Here is a 15449-nt window from a genome sequence, read left to right on the forward strand (position 1 = left end):
TCAGGGCGAGGTGAATTCGCCAGCGAGCTTGTGCAGCGCTTCGCCGTCGATGCGCTGCACCGTCCATTCGTCCATCGCCACGGCGCCGAGCCGGCGATAGAAATCGATCGCCGGCGTATTCCAGTCGAGCACCCACCATTCGAAACGGCCGCAATCGCGTTCGACCGCGAGTTTGGCCAGATAGCGCATCAGCAGCAGACCGAGCCCGCGGCCACGGAATTGCGGACGGACGAACAGGTCTTCCAGATACAGGCCGCGCTTCCCGAGCCAGGTGGAGAAATTGTGGAAGAACAACGCGAACCCTGCCGGTGCGCCATCCACTTCCGCGATCACGACTTCCGCGCCCGGCCGCTCGCCGAACAGGCTCTCGGCGAGCGTGGCCTCGTCGGCCACGACCGCCTCCGGCGCGCGTTCGTATTCGGCCAGTTCGCGGATGAAGGCGAGGATCAGCGGGATGTCTGCGCGTGTGGCGAAGCGCAGGCGGACACTTGGATCGGAAGTTTCGATCGACGCGTTCATCGCGAATGCGATCAGGGAGAAAGCTTCTTCTTCACCAGCGCGGACACCTGCCCCATATCGGCCTGCCCGGCGAGCTTGGGCTTCAACACGCCCATCAGCTTGCCCATGTCGGCGGGGCCGGCAGCGCCGCCGCTCTCATTGGAAAGCTGGGCGATCGCGGCATCGATGGCGGCCAGGATCGCGGCTTCGTCCATCTTGGCGGGTACGTAACCTTCGATCACCACGATCTCGGCGCGCTCGATGGCGGCCAGGTCCTCGCGGTTGGCCTGCTCGTACTGGCTCACCGAGTCCTTGCGCTGCTTGACCATCTTGTCGAGCACGGCGACGACTTGCGCATCGTCGAGCTGAATGCGTTCGTCGACTTCCTTCTGCTTGATCGCGGCGTTGATCAGCCGGATCACGCCCAGGCGATCCTTGTCGCCCGACTTCATCGCGGACTTCATGTCGTCGGTGAGGCGTTGCTTGAGGCTCATGACAAATCTCCTGTATGCGGGTCCTTCCGCAAGAGCCCGCACATCCCGTGCGGACTTCTGAATGCTCTAAAACACAAAAAGCCGGCGACGCTCGCGCGTGCCGGCTTTGCGGACAAGCGACGCTGCCTCAGTAGAGGCGCTGGCGCTTGGTCACGTCGCGCGAGCTGCGGCGCGCCTGGCGCTTCACGGCCGCGGCGGCCTTGCGCTTGCGTTCCTGGGTCGGCTTCTCGTAGAACTCGCGCTTGCGGGTTTCGGCGAGCACACCGGCCTTCTCGCAGGTGCGCTTGAAACGGCGCAGCGCAAACTCGAAGGGCTCGTTTTCGCGGACTTTGACGCTTGGCATGGAATCTCCGGGACAATAAATCACCGGGGTCCACCCGGCGAGCCGCGTATGATAGCCGCAGCCCTTGCAGTGACGCAACCCATCCCAATTCTGTCTTCATGCGTGTTCTAGGCATCGAAACCAGCTGCGACGAGACCGGCGTGGCCGTCTACGACACCGCCCTGTCCGGGGCGGCGGGGCTGCGCGCGCATGCCGTCTACAGCCAAATCGCCCTCCACGCTGAATACGGCGGAGTGGTGCCGGAGCTGGCCAGTCGCGACCACGTCCGCAAGCTGCTGCCGCTGATCCGCCAGACCCTGGCCGAGGCGGACTTAGGCACGGGCGATCTCGACGGGGTGGCCTATACCGCGGGTCCGGGCCTGGTCGGGGCGCTGCTGGTCGGGGCCGGGGTGGCGCGTTCGCTGGCCTGGGCGCTGGATCTGCCGGCGATCGGGGTGCATCACATGGAAGGCCACCTGCTGGCCCCGCTGATGGAGGACGACCCGCCCGAACCCCCGTTCGTGGCCCTGCTGGTTTCCGGCGGCCATACCCAGCTGGTCGCGGTCGAGGCCATCGGCCGCTACCGCCTGCTCGGGGAGACCCTGGACGATGCGGCGGGCGAGGCCTTCGACAAGACCGCCAAGCTGATGGGGTTGCCGTATCCGGGTGGGCCGCAGCTGGCGGCGCTGGCCGAACAGGCCCGGCAAAGGGGCTCTGGTCAGGCTGGAGCCGCCGGCCGCTACCGCTTCGCCCGGCCGATGACCGACCGGCCCGGCCTGGACTTCAGTTTTTCCGGCTTGAAGACCCAGGTGCTGCTGGCTTGGCAGGACAGCGACCGCAGCGAGACCACCCGCGCCGACATCGCCCTCGCGTTCGAGGATGCCGTGGTCGACACGCTGGCGATCAAGTGCGAGCGCGCGCTCGACGCGGCCGGCAGCAAGATCCTCGTGGTGGCCGGCGGTGTCGGCGCCAATCGCCACCTGCGTGCCAAGCTGCAGCAGATGGCGGCCAAGCGCGGCGGACGCGTGTGCTTCCCGCGGCCGGCGCTGTGCACCGACAACGGCGCCATGATCGCGTTCGCGGGCGCGCTGCGCCTGCAGGCGGGACAGCACGACAACGCCGAAGTGCACGTGACACCGCGCTGGGACATGGCGACGCTGCCGCCGGTCGTGGCGGATCGCGCCCAGGCGTCATAATTCGCGCCTACTTCTGCGGTTGCCCTCCGGAGTCATGGACAAAGTCTTCATCGAAGCCCTCGAGATCGAGGCACTGATCGGCATCTACGACTGGGAGCGCCGCATCCGCCAGCCGTTGCTGTTCGATCTCGAAATGGACTTCGACAATCGCAAGCCGGCCGCGAGCGACGACATCGCCGACACGCTCAACTACAAGGACGTCAGCAAACGGTTGATCGAGTTCGTCTCGCAATCCGACTATGGGCTGGTGGAAACGCTGGCCGAACGCTGCGCCGAGATCGTGCTGAAGGAATTCGGCGTCGCCCGCGTGCGCCTGAAGCTGAGCAAGCCCGGTGCGGTGCGTGGCGCCAGGGCGGTCGGCGTGATCATCGAGCGCAGCGCCGCCTGATGGGGACGGCCTATCTGAGCCTCGGCAGCAACGTCGAGGCGGAAAAGCACATCGCGGCGGCGTTCGCCGCGCTGCGCGAGCGCTTTCCTGGTGCGACATTCTCGGCGGTGTATCGGACGCGCGCGGTTGGTTTCGACGGCGCCGATTTCCTCAATGCCGCGGCCAGGATCGAGTCGGATCTCGATCCTTACGCGCTCGATGCCTGGCTGCATGCGCTGGAGGATGCGCATGGCCGCGATCGCAGCGGGCCGCGCTTTGGCGATCGCACGCTCGATCTCGATCTTGTTCTCTACGATGACCTGGTGCTGGAAGGGCCGGGGCATCTACAACTGCCACGCGCCGAGTTGCGACACGCGTTCGTGCTACGGCCACTGGCGGAGATCGCACCGGATGTGGTCGAGCCGCGTAGCGGGCTGACATTGGCGCAGTTATGGGCGCAATCGCCCGAGCGCGATGCGGTGATGGAGCCGGTTTCGAGTGAAGGCGGCGCGCTCTGAGTTGAGTGATGCCGGGTTGCGCCGCGATTCCGGGGCCGGATGACCTGTAGGGTGTTTCAGTCCTCAGCCGGCCACTCACGAAAGATCACGCACACCGTGGTCTTGTCCAGCATGGCGAACTCCCGCGAGCCCCACGGTCTGCGCGAAACGGTATTCGAGTTCGGATGCAGCAGATGCGGTGCGCGTGCGGACATCTCTTTGAATATCGCATCGACGTTATCCGTGTCGATTCCAAGCTCCGGACGATCTTTCGCGGCGTACTCCGGACTTTGGACGATGTAAGCCTTGGCGCCGTCGCGCGCGATGACGGCCATGTCCGCATCCTGGTAAAGCACCTCGAATCCCAGGCCGTCCACGAAGAACTCGAGCCCGTCTTGTAGCCGATCGTAAAAAATCTTGGGGATGAGGTTCTTGAACATCCGGGTTCCTGAATTTGAACTGAGATGCTCGGCTAGGTTTCGAGCATGCGCCCGCCATCGAGGCGAATGATCTGCCCGGTGGTGTAGGTCGCATCCTGCAACAGCCAGCGCACGGCTTCGGCAATTTCTTCGGGCGTGCCGGTGCGGCCTAATGGCGTGCGCGCTAGGATCGCCTGCTGTTTGGCCGCATCGCCTTGATCGGGCCAGAGAATCGCGCCAGGCGCGATCGCATTTACGCGTACTTCCGGCGCGAGCTCCAGGGCCAGCGAGCGCGTGGCCATCACTAGTGCGGCCTTGGCCATGCAGTAGATCGTGTGGTCGCGCAGCGGACGTTCGGCGTAGATGTCGGCAAGATTGACGATGGCGCCGCGCGACGCCTTCAGATGCGGCGCCGCGGCCTGTGCCAGGAAGAACGGTGCGCGCGCGTTCGACGTGAACAGCGCATCCCATTGCGCCGGCGTGGCGGTGCCGAGCGGCGTGGGCGTGAACGTCGAAGCATTGTTGACGAGCGCATCGAGCCGGCCGTAGCGGCCGACGGTGCGGGCCACGAGTTCCGGGATGCGATCGAATTCGGCCAGATCGGCCTGCAGCGTCAGCACGCTGCCGCCGCGTCGCGCTTCCAGTTCCGCGGCCAGTGCTTCCATCTCGGTGGCGGAATCACGGTAGTGCAGGGCGAGGTCGTAACCCCCCGCATGCAGCGTGCGCGCGATGGTGGCACCGAGGCGGCGTGCCGCGCCGGTGATCAGGGCGACGGGGCGGGCGGATTGCGGTTCCGGCATGGGCACAGGATACGTGCAGAAGCTGCACGGTGCGACAGGGCGCGCGGGGACTCCTTGTCACTCGCTCACCGTACCCTGCTGGCCGATCAACGGCATGCGCACTGGTAACACGATGGCGCACCGCTTCGCTTTATGCTGATGGCATGTCCTTGATTCCCCCAGACGCCGAGGCCTCGGCACATAGCGCGCGTTTACGCGAGTTGATCCGCGCGCAGATCGTCGCCGCTGGCGGCGCGATCCCGTTCCATCGCTTCATGGAACTGGCGCTTTATGCGCCAGGCCTGGGTTATTACAGCGCCGGTGCGGCGAAGTTCGGCCGTGCTGGTGACTTCGTCACCGCGCCGGAACTCGGTTCGCTGTTCGCCGAATGCGTCGCCGAGGCGGTGGCGCCGGTGATCCGCGAGATCTGCGGGCGCGCGGAATTCCTGGAGCTGGGCGGCGGCAGTGGCGCCTTCGCCGAGTATGCGATCAAGCGCCTGATGGCGATCGACGCGATGCCGGCGCGTTACGCGATCCTCGAGCCCAGCGCCGATCTGCGCGAACGCCAGCGCGAGCATCTGCGTCTCCGTCTGACGCCGCCGGTGTTCGCGTGCGTGGAATGGCTGGACGGGCCGGTGCAGGAGCCCTGGAACGGCGTGCTGTTCGCCAATGAAGTAATCGATGCCTTGCCGACCTCGCGCTTCACGTTGCGGGATGGCGAAGTGTTCGAGGAATTCGTCGCGCTCGATGGCGGAGGCGACTTCGTGCGCACGGAGCGGCCAGCCGATGCGTTGCTGGCGGCGGCGGTGCGTCATGTCGAGAGGCAAGGGCCGGGGCCGTTCGCCGATGGCTATCGCTCCGAGCTGTTGCCGCAGTTGCCGTATTGGGTGCAGGCGGTGATCGGCGGGCTCGATTCCGGCGCCATGTTGTTTGTCGATTACGGCTATCCGCGTCGCGAGTATTACGCGGCATCGCGCGGCAACGGCACGTTGCGAGCGTTCTATCGGCACCATGTCGTCAACGACGTGTATGCGCGCGTGGGATTGCAGGACATCACCGCCTCGGTGGATTTCACTGCGCTGGCGGAAGCCGGCACCGAAGCTGGGTTCGATTTCGCCGGTTATTGCTCGCAAGCGAGTTTCCTGATCGGCAACGGACTGGAGCAGCGGCTGGCCGAGCAGGAAGCGCGCGCGCCCACCGAGGCGGCGCGGTATTCGCTGCGGCAGCAGGTGCAGCAGCTGACGCTGCCGGGTGCGATGGGCGAACGTTTCCAGGCGATGGGATTCGCGTGCGGCGTCGAATTCGGTACGGCGTTCCTCGCCGGCGATCTGAGTTTCCGTCTGTGAGCGCCGTTTCTTCGCTGAAACCGTTGCGATATCCACGTTTCTGGCTGGCGCTGTGGTGGCTGGCGGTGATCGTGACCGTGGTCGTCTGCCTGGTGCCGGCCGCCGATCTGCCCGAGACACCGCCAGGCGGCGACAAGGTTCAGCATTTCCTTGCCTATTTCGTGTTGATGGCGAGCGCGGTGCAGCTCTATTCGACCCAGCGGTCTTTGTTCCGTGTCGCGGTGGGGTTGCTCGTGCTGGGGATCGCCATCGAGTTCGCACAGGCAGCTCTCACGGCGACGCGCGCCGCGGATTTCTGGGATGCGATCGCCGATCTGCTCGGCATCCTGGCGGGATGGGGCGTCGCATGGACGCCGCTGCGAGATTTATTGGTGCATCTGGAGCGGAAGGCCGCGCCGCGCGCGTGAGCGTGCACGCGCGCAGCCGTGCGTGACGTCAGCGCGCGCGTCGCGTTGCGGCCCGTTTGCCGGGAAGCAGCGTGACGCGGTCCACGACCCACATCGCCGGTCGCGTGTCGCCGGTGAAGACGATGCACACATCCTGCGCTGCGACCTGCTTGCGCAGTGGCAGCGGCAGCTTCAGTGTCGCGAAGCCGTCGGCACCCGGTCGCGCCGGTAGACGCGCGCGGCCCAGCACCTCGCCATCGCAACCGGCGCGGATCTCCAGCTCGCCTGCTGGTGACGCGGCGGGCTGGAACTTGCGCTTGGCCTCGTCATGGGCGAGCTGGAAGTTGTACGGCAGGCGCCCCGCGCGCACCTCGATGGCGGCGATGCCGCGCAGATCGGCCTTCGGCCAGAGCCAGCAGGGATTGAGGATGTCGGCGCCGAAGATGGCGCGCTCGCCCTCGCGTGGACCATCATCCTCGATGCGCAGCATTGCTTCGCCATTGCACGAGGCGAGCATCGCGTTGCCACGCGTGCGCAACGAGACCGGATCGAAGTCGCGCGCGCTGGCGGCGACCACAGCCTGCTCGGCGACGAACACTGCCGCTTTCACTTCCGCCGGAAGTTTCAGCACGAACGGTTCGGTATAGCGCTGTGACTGCGCTGTAGGCGCGCTGCCGTCAGTGGTATAGCGGATGTCCTCGTAACCGGAGGGATTGGAGAGCGTGATCGAAACCTTGTCATCCGGGATATCGCCGGCGCCGTCGATCCACACCTGGAACGGCGTCTCGGCGTAGGCGATGCCGAGCTGCCGGTATCGCGGCAGCTGTGCCGGCAGACGCGTGAGGAAATCGCGATAGTCCTTGCGTTCGGCCGGCGACCAGGCGATCTCCGCGACCGCCGCCAGGCGCGGGAAGAGCATGTGCTGCACGCGCGCGAAGGTGCGCACATGCTCGGTCCAGAGATTGGCCTGCACGCCGATGATGTGGCGACGCTGCTTGGGCGCGAGCGTCGCCGGCACCGGCTCGTAGTCGTAGATGTGCCGCAACGTGGTGGTGCCAGGGTGGCTCGGCGGCTCGTTCGGCAGGTCGCTCTGCGGGCGATTGAGGTAAAGCAGGTTCGAGGGCGTCATCACCGCATCGTGTCCGCCGCGCGCCGCGGCGATGCCGCCTTCGATGCCGCGCCAGGACATCACCGTGGCGTCGGCGGGCAGGTCGCCATCGAGGATTTCGTCCCAGCCGATCAGGCGGCGCTGGTGTGCTTCGAGGAAATGGTTCAGGCGCGCGATCATCCACGCTTGCAGCTGGGTCTCGTCGCGCACGCCCAGCGCGCGCATGCGCGCCTGCACCTGTGCGGAGGCCTGCCATTGGTCCTTCACCGCCTCGTCGCCGCCGATGTGGATGTAACGCCCCGGAAACAGCGCGATCACTTCGGTCAGCACGTTCTCCAGGAACGTCATCGTGGCATCGTCGGGCTTGAACAGGTTGGGATACACGCCCCAGTCGTTGCCCACCGACAACGCCTGGCCGGAGATGCCAAGCTCGGGATAGGCGGCAATGGCGGCGGTGGCATGTCCCGGTACGTCGATTTCGGGAACGACCGTGATCTGGCGTTCGGCGGCGTAACGGACGACGTCGCGAATCTGTTCCTGCGTGTAGTAGCCGCAGTATTGATGCGGCTTGCCGTCGGCACCGATACCGGCGTCACCGGCCGGCACGCGGCAGCCGCCGATCTCGGTGAGCTTCGGATAGCGTTTGATCTCGATGCGCCAGCCCTGGTCATCGGTGAGGTGCCAGTGGAAGACATTGAGCTTGTGCAGCGCCATCGCGTCGATCAACTGCTTGATTTCCTCGATGGTCTGGAAATGCCGCGCGGAATCGAGCATCAGTCCGCGCCAGCCGAAGCGCGGTGCGTCATCGATCCGAACGGCAGGCACGTGCAGCGCGTTGTCGCTACCGGCTTCGAGCAACTGCCAAAGCGTGATCGCGCCGTAGAACAACCCGCGCGCGTCCGGCGCTTTCACGATGACGCCGTTGCGGTCGGCTTGCAGCGAATAGCCTTCCGGATTGGAAGAGGCTTTCCGATCGATGGCGAAGACGATGCCGCCGTTCGCCCGCTTCGACGCGATGTGCAGGTTGAGGTCTCGCGTGCGGGCGACGTATTCGACGAAACGTTCTGCTACCGCCCGCGCGGCGGCACCTTCCGCATGCACCGGTGTCCGCGCATCCACGACGAAAGCGCCGTCGCCGGCTTGCAGCTTCGCCGGTGCCGGAATCAGCGCCGGCGCGGCCAAGGCCAGCGGCGATGCCAGCAGCAGGACGCAGACAGTGAAAGCGTGGAAGAGCGAACGGTTCATATCGTCACCATCGGCAATAGTGCAAGCATCGCGGAAAAAAACGGGCCCGGACAAGTCCAGGCCCGCGAGACCGACACCTTGGTTGGGAGGGGCGTCAGAGCTTGAAACGTCAGAACTTGAAGCGTCAGAACTTGAAGCGGAAGTTGAGGTAGTACTGGCGGCCGTTCTCGTAGAACGCGTACGGCAGCTTGCGGCCCTCGCCGTTGACCTGGCTGTAGTACTTCAGCTTCGGATCGTTGAGGTTCAGGCCGTCCAGGCTCACCGTCACCAGATCGTTGATCTTGTAGCCGATCGAGGCCGACAGGTTGCCGATGCTGTCCTGGAAGAAGTCGTCGTTGCGGTTCACGCCCGCGTAGAACTCCGAACGGTGCGTATAGCTCAGACGTGCGTTGAACAGCTCGTTCTCGAAGTAACCGGAAAGGTTGTAGGTATTACGCGATGTGCCGTAGACAGGCTTGTCTCCGTCGGAATCACTGTCGGCATAGGTATAGTTGGCCGAGATGCCGAAGTTCTCGCCGATCGGCTGCTCGTAGGTCAGTTCCACGCCCTTTACGCGTGCGTCCGTATTGACCGGCACAGAGACCGTGTAATCGGAGAACACCTGGGTTCCACCCTGAGAGGCTTGCTGATCGAGGTAGGTACGGACCTCGTTACCGAAGGTGACGTAATCCTTTAGGCGCATCGAGTACACGCTGGCTGCGAGCAGGGCGCGCGGGGCGAAGTACCACTCCAGCGAGGCGTCGAAGTTGGTGGAGATGATCGGATCGAGTTCGGGATTGCCGCCGCTGCCGCTATGGGTCAGGTCGTCCAGCGAGACCGAGCCGGCCAGTGCCGAGAAGTCCGGACGGGTGAGGGTCTGCGAGCCGGCCAGGCGCAGTACCAGGCTGTCAGTGAGGTCGTACTTGAAGTTGGCGCTGGGCAGCAACTTGCTGTAGGTGTTCTCGTAACGGTTCTTGTAGTAGTTGCCGAACGCCGAGCCGGTGATGGGACCCTGCACCGTGTTCTTTTCCGGAACGCCCGTGTTGTAGTCGATGTCCGCGCGGGTACGCACGTAACGCAGACCAAAGTTGCCGCTCCAGCGATCACCCTGGAAGTTGGCCTGGATGTAGGCCGCGCCGGTCTTTTCCTGCACGCTGTACAGGTCGGCCCAGTAGAAGCGCGCCACCGGATCGCGGTTGGCGAACTGCGCGTTGATCTGCTTCAACTGTTCCGGCGTCCAGTACCAGATGCCGCCCGGGACGTTGCCGCCGATGCCGCTGCCGAAATCGTTCGGATAATTGCTGTGCGAGGTCGGATAGTTGGCGGGGTTCTGCCAGTCGGTGGCGAAATTGGGGCCCTGTGCGATTTCGTTGAGGCTTTCACGCGTGTGATCGGAATAGCGAAGGCCGAAATCGAGCGAGGACAGCACGCCTTCGAGGAAGGTGACTTCGCCGTCGGCCTGCGCCCACTTTTCTTCATCCAGTACATCGATGCCCTGGCCGCCGAAGATCCAGCCGTTCTGCGGACGGATGCCCGAGGGCGAGCTGTTGTCGCCGCCGAGCGACCAGTCGAGCGGATTGCCGTAGCCGTTCATCGTCCAGCTCGCGCCAGCGTTGCCGGCGGTGCCGAGTTCGATCACGTCCTGCGTCGGGCTGCGGCCGTGGCCTTCGGTCTTGCCGACCTGCATGTTGAGATGGAAGCTGTCGCTGACCTGCCAATCGGCATCGGCGGTGACGTACTTGGATTCGGAACTGGCGTTCGGACGCGAGATCTGGTCGTAGACGCCGAACGGCACGATCGGATCGGAGTTCGTCGGCGCGTATTGCGCGTGCGTCAGGATGCCGTTCTCGACGCGATAACCGGGCAGCGGCGCGAAGTTCGGCGCGAACTGGCTGGTCCACATCATGTAGTTGCGGTTGTAGTTGTCCGCTTCCAGCTTCGAGTAGAACGCGTTGAGGCCGAGGGTGAGGTTGTCGTTCGCCTTCACCTGGATGTCGAGGACGCCGCCCTTGCGCGTGCGTTCCTGTTCGAACAGCACCGCGCCGACCAGGTTCGGATAGAGCACGCCAGCCAGGTCGGGATTCGCGGTCGCGGCCGCACTGTCGGCGGCGATCGATGAGAACCCGCCCACCACTTCCTGTCCGTCACGGCGCAGATTGCGGCGCTCGTAGAACGCCTGCAGCATCACGCCGACATTGTCATCGGCGCTCTTCCAGTTGAAGAGGCCATTGAACTGCGGGTCGGTCTTGCCCGGCAGATCGGCGTACACCTCGCCGAACGTGGCTTCGGTGGTGATCTGATCGGCGAACTGCAGCGGCCGGCGCGTGATGATGTTCACCGAGCCGGCGCTGCCGCCTTCGACCAGCTTGGCTTCCGACGATTTGTGCACGACCACCTGGCTGACGATTTCCGCCGGCAGCAGGCTGTAGCTGACGCTGCGGCCCACGGTCTGCACCTGGCTGAGCACGAACCAGTCGCCGGTGCCGACGGTGTGTCCGTTGACCAGCGTCTGGGTGAGGCTCGGGCTGGTGCCGCGCAGGCTGATGCGGTCGCTCTCGTCGAAGCCGCCTTCGGTGGCGCTGGAGGAGCTGATATTCACGCCGGGCAGGCGTTGCAGCGTGTCGGCCACGTTGCGGGCCGGCAGCTTGCCGATGTCCTCGGCGGTCACGGCTTCGACGTGCGAGACCGAGTTGCGCTTGGTGTCGAGCGACTTCTCGACGCTGCCGCGAATACCGACCACGACGACGGTGTCCAGATCGGTCGCGGTGGGTGTTTGCGCTTGCGGTTGCGGCGCTGTCTCGGTTTGTGGCGGTGACTGTTCCTGTGCATGCGCCTGCGCGGCGAAGCCGAGACAGGTCACGATCGCAACGGACAGAGCGGATTTACGGGTCGTCATGGTCTCTCTCCCATCAATGTTGATGAATGCCAAGCGTCGGATGCATGCCCGCCGCCCTCTTGTGCCGCCGCTCTCCACACCATTTTTCCCCTTGATGTGGAGTGCGTTGTTTCGTCACGTCTGTCGTCTGGCGAGGAACCAGTGCGCCGCACCGATCACGCCGAGCTGGCCGTGCTCGACCAGCTTCACCGGGATGCACTCCAGCGCCTCGCGCATCACGCCCTTGTTGAGGAAGCGTTCGACGAAGCTGCTTTGCAGCAGGAATTCGCGGATCTGCGGCAGGATGCCGCCGGCCAGATAGATGCTCTGCACGCCGTAGAGCAACGCCATGTCGCCGACGGTGCCGCCGAGCAGGCCGCAGAACACGGCGAGGCTGTCGCGCGCGTTCGCATCGCGGCCGGACAATGCCGCCGCGGTGATGTCGCCAGGCGAGGTGTAGTCGTGGGTGACGCCACGCAGCGTGCACAGCGCGTTGTGCAGGTTCATCAGTCCCGGGCCGGAGAGCGCGTGCTCGACCGGCACGTGCGTGCGCTGCGACAGCATCTGCTTGAGCAGCGCCATCTCGAGGTCGTTGCCGACGGTCAGCGCGGCCTGTCCGGCCTCGGTGGCGAGCACCACGGCGCCGTGTGCGGTCGGAATCCAGACCGCGGCGCCGAGTCCGGTGCCGGGGCCGACCACCAGCGTCGGGCCACGCGGCGAGGTTTCCGGGCCGGTGAGGCGCAGCACTTCGCTGGCGTCCATGTGCGCGGCCGCATGCGCGACGGCTTCGAAATCGTTGACCAGGCGGAATTCGCGGAAGCCCAGGCGCTCGCGGATGTCCTTCAGCGAGACCGGCCAGGGCAGGTTGACGGTGATCAGAGTGCCATCGCCTTCATCGCCATCAGGCCCACCGAGTAGATAACCGGCGCTGGCGATCGCGCCGGCGTCCACGCGCACGCCGTCGAGTGTGCCGAGGAAGTCCTCGATGATCTCGGCCAGGCCGGCGAACGCGGCGCAGGCGTACTTGCGGTAGCTGAGCACTTCGATCGGGCGGGTCGCATCACTGCCCGGACGGACGAGTCCGATGCGGACATGGGTGCCGCCGACGTCCGCGGCGATGAACGGTTGCGTCGCCGCACCCGTGGCATCCACCGCTGGGGGTCTTGCGATTGCGGACACTGCGTACTCCCTCCCGATCGCGCTCGTTGCGGTTGGCAGCGTCAGCGCGGGGCGGAGTGTGGAAGTGGTTTGACAACGTTGTCAACAAGTCGTCACGATGCGCCGCGCCAGCTTTCGTGGCGCCGGGAAAATCGCGGCGGCCGGCGCCAGCAAAATGTGACAAAAATCAATATTTGGCTGAAACCATGGGGATTTTCATTCGAAATGACGAGGGCGAGCGCGCTTTCGATGTTGCGATGCAACAGTAATCCGCGCGGAAACGAAGCTTTCGTTTGTGCGGAAACCGTGGCCGCCACGGTAAAAATATGACAACGTTATTCCTGGGATGATCCGGGTCACGGAGAATTCCTTCGCCCGCTTTACCGCCCGCTGCAGGAGCCACCGCGTATGTCCACAGCCGCCGCATCCCCGTCCGCCGCCGCGCGCCCGATCGTTTCGATCGCGATCATCGGCGGGCTGTTCTTCATCATGGGCTGGTTCACCTGGCTCAACGGGCCGCTGATCTCGTTCGTGCAGCTCGCGTTCGATCTCGACGTGGTCAACGCGTTCCTGGTGACGTTCGTGGCGTATCTGTCGTACTTCGTGTGGGCATTGCCGGCGTCGGCGATCCTAGATCGCACCGGCATGAAGAAGGGCATGGCCATCGGCTTGTGGGTGATGGCGGTCGGGGCCGTGGCGTTCGGCCAGTTCTGCACGCAGCGCTGGTATCCGGGTGCGCTGGGCGGGCTGTTCGTGATCTTCGCCGGTCTTGCCATCCTGCAGACGGCATCCAATCCCTACATCAGTGTGCTGGGGCCGATCGAAAGCGGCGCGCAGCGCATCGCGGTGATGGGCATCTGCAACAAGATCGCTGGCATCCTCGCGCCCATCGTGCTGGGCACCGTGGTGCTGCACGGCATGGGCGACATCGCCACCCAGGTGGCCGCCGCCGATGCCGCCGGCAAGGAGCGCCTTCTCAACGAATTCGCCGCCAGCATCCATACGCCTTATCTGTTGATGGCCGGCGTGCTTGCATTGCTCGGTGTCGCCATCCTGTTCTCGCCATTGCCGGATGTGCGCGCCGAGCGCGGCGCGAACGCGGGTGCGGATGACGGAAAGAGCTTGTTCCAGTTCCCGCACGTCTGGCTGGGTGCGCTGGCGATCTTCGTCTACGTCGGTGCCGAGGTGATGGCGGGCGATGCGATCGGCACTTATGGCAGCGGATTCAACATTCCGGTCGATCAGACCAAGTTCTTCACGTCGTTCACTCTGGGCGGCATGCTGCTCGGCTACATCGTGGGCTTCGTGACGATCCCGAGATTCATTTCGCAGCAGCGCTATCTGGCGATTTCCGCGATCCTGGGAGTCGCGTTCACGCTCGGCGCGTACTTCACGACGGGCTATCTCTCGGTCGGTTTCGTGGCCGCGCTCGGTTTCGCCAACGCGATGATGTGGCCGGCGATCTTCCCGCTGGCGATCCACGGGCTGGGACGCCTGATCGAGCGTGGTTCGGCGCTGCTGATCATGGGCATCGCCGGCGGTGCGGTCATCCCGCAGCTGTTCGCGATGCTCAAGCAGCACCTGCACTTCCAGCTGGTGTTCCTGCTGCTGATGGTGCCGTGCTACCTCTACATTCTTTACTATGCGCGACGCGGCCATCGCGTCGGTCTGCCGAAGGACTGACGGCCCGTGGACGATCGAACCGGAGGTCCCGTGCGAAGACCGACCATCAAGGACGTCGCCGAGCGAGCCAAGGTCTCGCTGAAGACCGTCTCGCGCGTGATCAACAACGAGCCGTCGGTGATGCAGGCCACGCGCTCGCGCGTGCTGCACGCGATCGCGGAACTCGATTACGAACCCGATCCGTCCGCGCGCAATCTGCGCAGCGCGACGCCGTTCGTGATCGGCCTGATCTACGACAACCCGAATCCTTATCACATCATCGGCGTGCAGAACGGCGTACTGGCGGCCTGCCGCGAGACCGGGTTCGATCTGCAGATCCATCCCTGCGATTCGAGTTCACCGCTGCTCGCCGACGAGCTGAGCGAGTGGGTGCGGCGTTCGCGCCTGGCCGGTCTGGTGTTGACCGCGCCGATGTCGGAGTCGACGGATCTGGTGGCGGCACTGGCCGCGCGCGGCGTGAAGTTCGTGCGCATCATCGCCGCGACCGAGGATCCGAAGGACGGCCACCCCTGCGTGTTCGTCGACGATCGTGATGCGGCCTACGAAATCACCGAGCACCTGATCCAGCTTGGCCATCAGCGCATCGGCTTCCTGTGGGGTGGCCTGGCGCATCGATCGAGCACGGAGCGTTATCGCGGCTACGAGGAAGCGCTGAAGGACTACGGCATCACGCTGGACAAGCATCTGGTGGTGCCGGGCGATTACACCTTCGACGACGGATTCCGTGGCGCGCGCCGCCTGCTGGCGCTGCGTTCGCCACCGACCGCGATCTTCGGCTCGAACGACGAGATTGCCGCCGGCGTGTCGGCGGCGGCGAAATCGGCGGGCATGAGCGTGCCCTACGACCTGTCGATCGCCGGTTTCGAGGACAGCCCGTTCTCGAAGCAGTCGTGGCCGGCGCTGACCACGGCCAAGCAGGCGACCGAGGACATCGCGCGTCATGCCGCGCGCCTGCTGATCAGCGGGCTGCGCCAGGACGCCTACGACGATCATCCGTTCGTCGTCCACAACCAGGGTTTCGTGCCGCAATTGGTGGTGCGCGGTTCCACCGCGCCGCCGGTGCAATCGCGCGTGGCCGCGCGCAGCGAGGATTGATC

Annotated in this window: 15 protein-coding genes; 7 read left to right on the top strand and 8 right to left on the bottom strand. The window is 65.1% G+C overall.

Annotated features, from left to right (window positions below; genetic code table 11):
- The 3 genes from LG367_RS02615 to rpsU all read right to left on the bottom strand — a co-directional run bounded on the left by LG367_RS02615 (position 1) and on the right by rpsU (position 1335).
- Positions 1–519, bottom strand: a complete 519-nt coding sequence (locus LG367_RS02615; RefSeq protein WP_226467651.1) for a GNAT family N-acetyltransferase — start codon at positions 517–519, stop codon at positions 1–3.
- An 11-nt stretch (positions 520–530) separates the two neighbouring features.
- The gene (locus LG367_RS02620; RefSeq protein WP_226467652.1) at positions 531–992 is read right to left on the bottom strand and encodes a GatB/YqeY domain-containing protein; all 462 of its coding nucleotides are present in this window, start codon (positions 990–992) and stop codon (positions 531–533) included.
- Positions 993–1119: 127 nt separating this feature from the next.
- Complete coding sequence (gene rpsU / locus LG367_RS02625) at positions 1120–1335, bottom strand: 30S ribosomal protein S21 (RefSeq protein ID WP_056134345.1); 216 nt, start codon at positions 1333–1335, stop codon at positions 1120–1122.
- Positions 1336–1433: 98 nt separating this feature from the next.
- On the opposite strand from rpsU, the gene tsaD reads away from it, so the two are divergent.
- Genes tsaD through folK form a run of 3 tightly spaced genes read left to right on the top strand, consistent with a single transcriptional unit; the run spans position 1434 to position 3395 of the window.
- Complete coding sequence (tsaD, locus tag LG367_RS02630) at positions 1434–2510, top strand: tRNA (adenosine(37)-N6)-threonylcarbamoyltransferase complex transferase subunit TsaD (protein WP_226467653.1); 1077 nt, start codon at positions 1434–1436, stop codon at positions 2508–2510.
- 34 nt (positions 2511–2544) lie between these two features.
- A complete protein-coding gene (gene folB / locus LG367_RS02635) occupies positions 2545–2898 on the top strand; it encodes a dihydroneopterin aldolase (RefSeq protein ID WP_226467654.1) in 354 nt (117 codons plus the stop codon).
- Positions 2898–3395 (top strand): 2-amino-4-hydroxy-6-hydroxymethyldihydropteridine diphosphokinase, encoded by a 498-nt coding sequence (gene folK, locus LG367_RS02640; protein ID WP_226467655.1) that lies wholly within the window; start codon positions 2898–2900, stop codon positions 3393–3395. Before folB ends, folK begins: the two co-directional genes overlap by 1 nt.
- A gap of 56 nt (positions 3396–3451) precedes the next feature.
- Here folK and LG367_RS02645 read toward each other — a convergent pair whose 3' ends face one another.
- Both LG367_RS02645 and LG367_RS02650 read right to left on the bottom strand, forming a co-directional pair.
- Positions 3452–3814, bottom strand: a complete 363-nt coding sequence (locus LG367_RS02645) for a VOC family protein (RefSeq protein ID WP_226467656.1) — start codon at positions 3812–3814, stop codon at positions 3452–3454.
- Positions 3815–3846: 32 nt separating this feature from the next.
- A complete protein-coding gene (locus tag LG367_RS02650; protein ID WP_226467657.1) occupies positions 3847–4593 on the bottom strand; it encodes a pteridine reductase in 747 nt (248 codons plus the stop codon).
- A gap of 143 nt (positions 4594–4736) precedes the next feature.
- On the opposite strand from LG367_RS02650, the gene LG367_RS02655 reads away from it, so the two are divergent.
- Together LG367_RS02655 and LG367_RS02660 are read left to right on the top strand one after the other, a co-directional pair.
- On the top strand, positions 4737–5918 hold the full coding sequence (locus LG367_RS02655) for a class I SAM-dependent methyltransferase (protein WP_226467658.1): 1182 nt from the start codon (positions 4737–4739) through the stop codon (positions 5916–5918).
- Positions 5915–6325 (top strand): VanZ family protein, encoded by a 411-nt coding sequence (locus tag LG367_RS02660; protein ID WP_226467659.1) that lies wholly within the window; start codon positions 5915–5917, stop codon positions 6323–6325. The genes LG367_RS02655 and LG367_RS02660 overlap by 4 nt, the downstream gene beginning before the upstream one ends.
- A gap of 28 nt (positions 6326–6353) precedes the next feature.
- Here the strand turns inward: LG367_RS02660 and LG367_RS02665 are convergent, their stop codons facing one another.
- The 3 genes from LG367_RS02665 to LG367_RS02675 all read right to left on the bottom strand — a co-directional run bounded on the left by LG367_RS02665 (position 6354) and on the right by LG367_RS02675 (position 12690).
- Positions 6354–8657 (bottom strand): beta-N-acetylhexosaminidase, encoded by a 2304-nt coding sequence (locus LG367_RS02665; protein WP_226467660.1) that lies wholly within the window; start codon positions 8655–8657, stop codon positions 6354–6356.
- Positions 8658–8781: 124 nt separating this feature from the next.
- Entirely contained in the window at positions 8782–11532 is a 2751-nt protein-coding gene (locus LG367_RS02670; RefSeq protein WP_226467661.1) for a TonB-dependent receptor, read from the bottom strand.
- Between the two features lie 114 nt (positions 11533–11646).
- Positions 11647–12690, bottom strand: coding sequence for a glucokinase (locus LG367_RS02675; RefSeq protein WP_425490891.1), 1044 nt, complete (start codon positions 12688–12690; stop codon positions 11647–11649).
- Between the two features lie 387 nt (positions 12691–13077).
- Here LG367_RS02675 and LG367_RS02680 point away from each other — a divergent pair, with 387 nt between their 5' ends.
- Positions 13078–14352: a sugar MFS transporter gene (locus tag LG367_RS02680; protein ID WP_226467662.1), complete on the top strand. Its 1275-nt coding sequence runs from the start codon at positions 13078–13080 to the stop codon at positions 14350–14352.
- Between the two features lie 30 nt (positions 14353–14382).
- Positions 14383–15447 carry a LacI family DNA-binding transcriptional regulator gene (locus LG367_RS02685; protein WP_226467663.1) on the top strand — a complete coding sequence of 355 codons (1065 nt, stop codon included), beginning with the start codon at positions 14383–14385 and terminating at the stop codon, positions 15445–15447.
- Positions 15448–15449 lie beyond the last annotated feature (2 nt).

Source organism: Luteimonas panaciterrae (assembly GCF_020511115.1).
Lineage (GTDB): Bacteria > Pseudomonadota > Gammaproteobacteria > Xanthomonadales > Xanthomonadaceae > Luteimonas > Luteimonas panaciterrae.

Coding starts and splice junctions, on each gene's coding strand:
- LG367_RS02615 (WP_226467651.1), bottom strand. CDS start 519: ATGAACGCGTCGATCGAAACTTCCGATCCAAGTGTCCGCCTGCGCTTC.
- LG367_RS02620 (WP_226467652.1), bottom strand. CDS start 992: ATGAGCCTCAAGCAACGCCTCACCGACGACATGAAGTCCGCGATGAAG.
- rpsU (WP_056134345.1), bottom strand. CDS start 1,335: ATGCCAAGCGTCAAAGTCCGCGAAAACGAGCCCTTCGAGTTTGCGCTG.
- tsaD (WP_226467653.1), top strand. CDS start 1,434: ATGCGTGTTCTAGGCATCGAAACCAGCTGCGACGAGACCGGCGTGGCC.
- folB (WP_226467654.1), top strand. CDS start 2,545: ATGGACAAAGTCTTCATCGAAGCCCTCGAGATCGAGGCACTGATCGGC.
- folK (WP_226467655.1), top strand. CDS start 2,898: ATGGGGACGGCCTATCTGAGCCTCGGCAGCAACGTCGAGGCGGAAAAG.
- LG367_RS02645 (WP_226467656.1), bottom strand. CDS start 3,814: ATGTTCAAGAACCTCATCCCCAAGATTTTTTACGATCGGCTACAAGAC.
- LG367_RS02650 (WP_226467657.1), bottom strand. CDS start 4,593: ATGCCGGAACCGCAATCCGCCCGCCCCGTCGCCCTGATCACCGGCGCG.
- LG367_RS02655 (WP_226467658.1), top strand. CDS start 4,737: ATGTCCTTGATTCCCCCAGACGCCGAGGCCTCGGCACATAGCGCGCGT.
- LG367_RS02665 (WP_226467660.1), bottom strand. CDS start 8,657: ATGAACCGTTCGCTCTTCCACGCTTTCACTGTCTGCGTCCTGCTGCTG.
- LG367_RS02670 (WP_226467661.1), bottom strand. CDS start 11,532: ATGACGACCCGTAAATCCGCTCTGTCCGTTGCGATCGTGACCTGTCTC.
- LG367_RS02680 (WP_226467662.1), top strand. CDS start 13,078: ATGTCCACAGCCGCCGCATCCCCGTCCGCCGCCGCGCGCCCGATCGTT.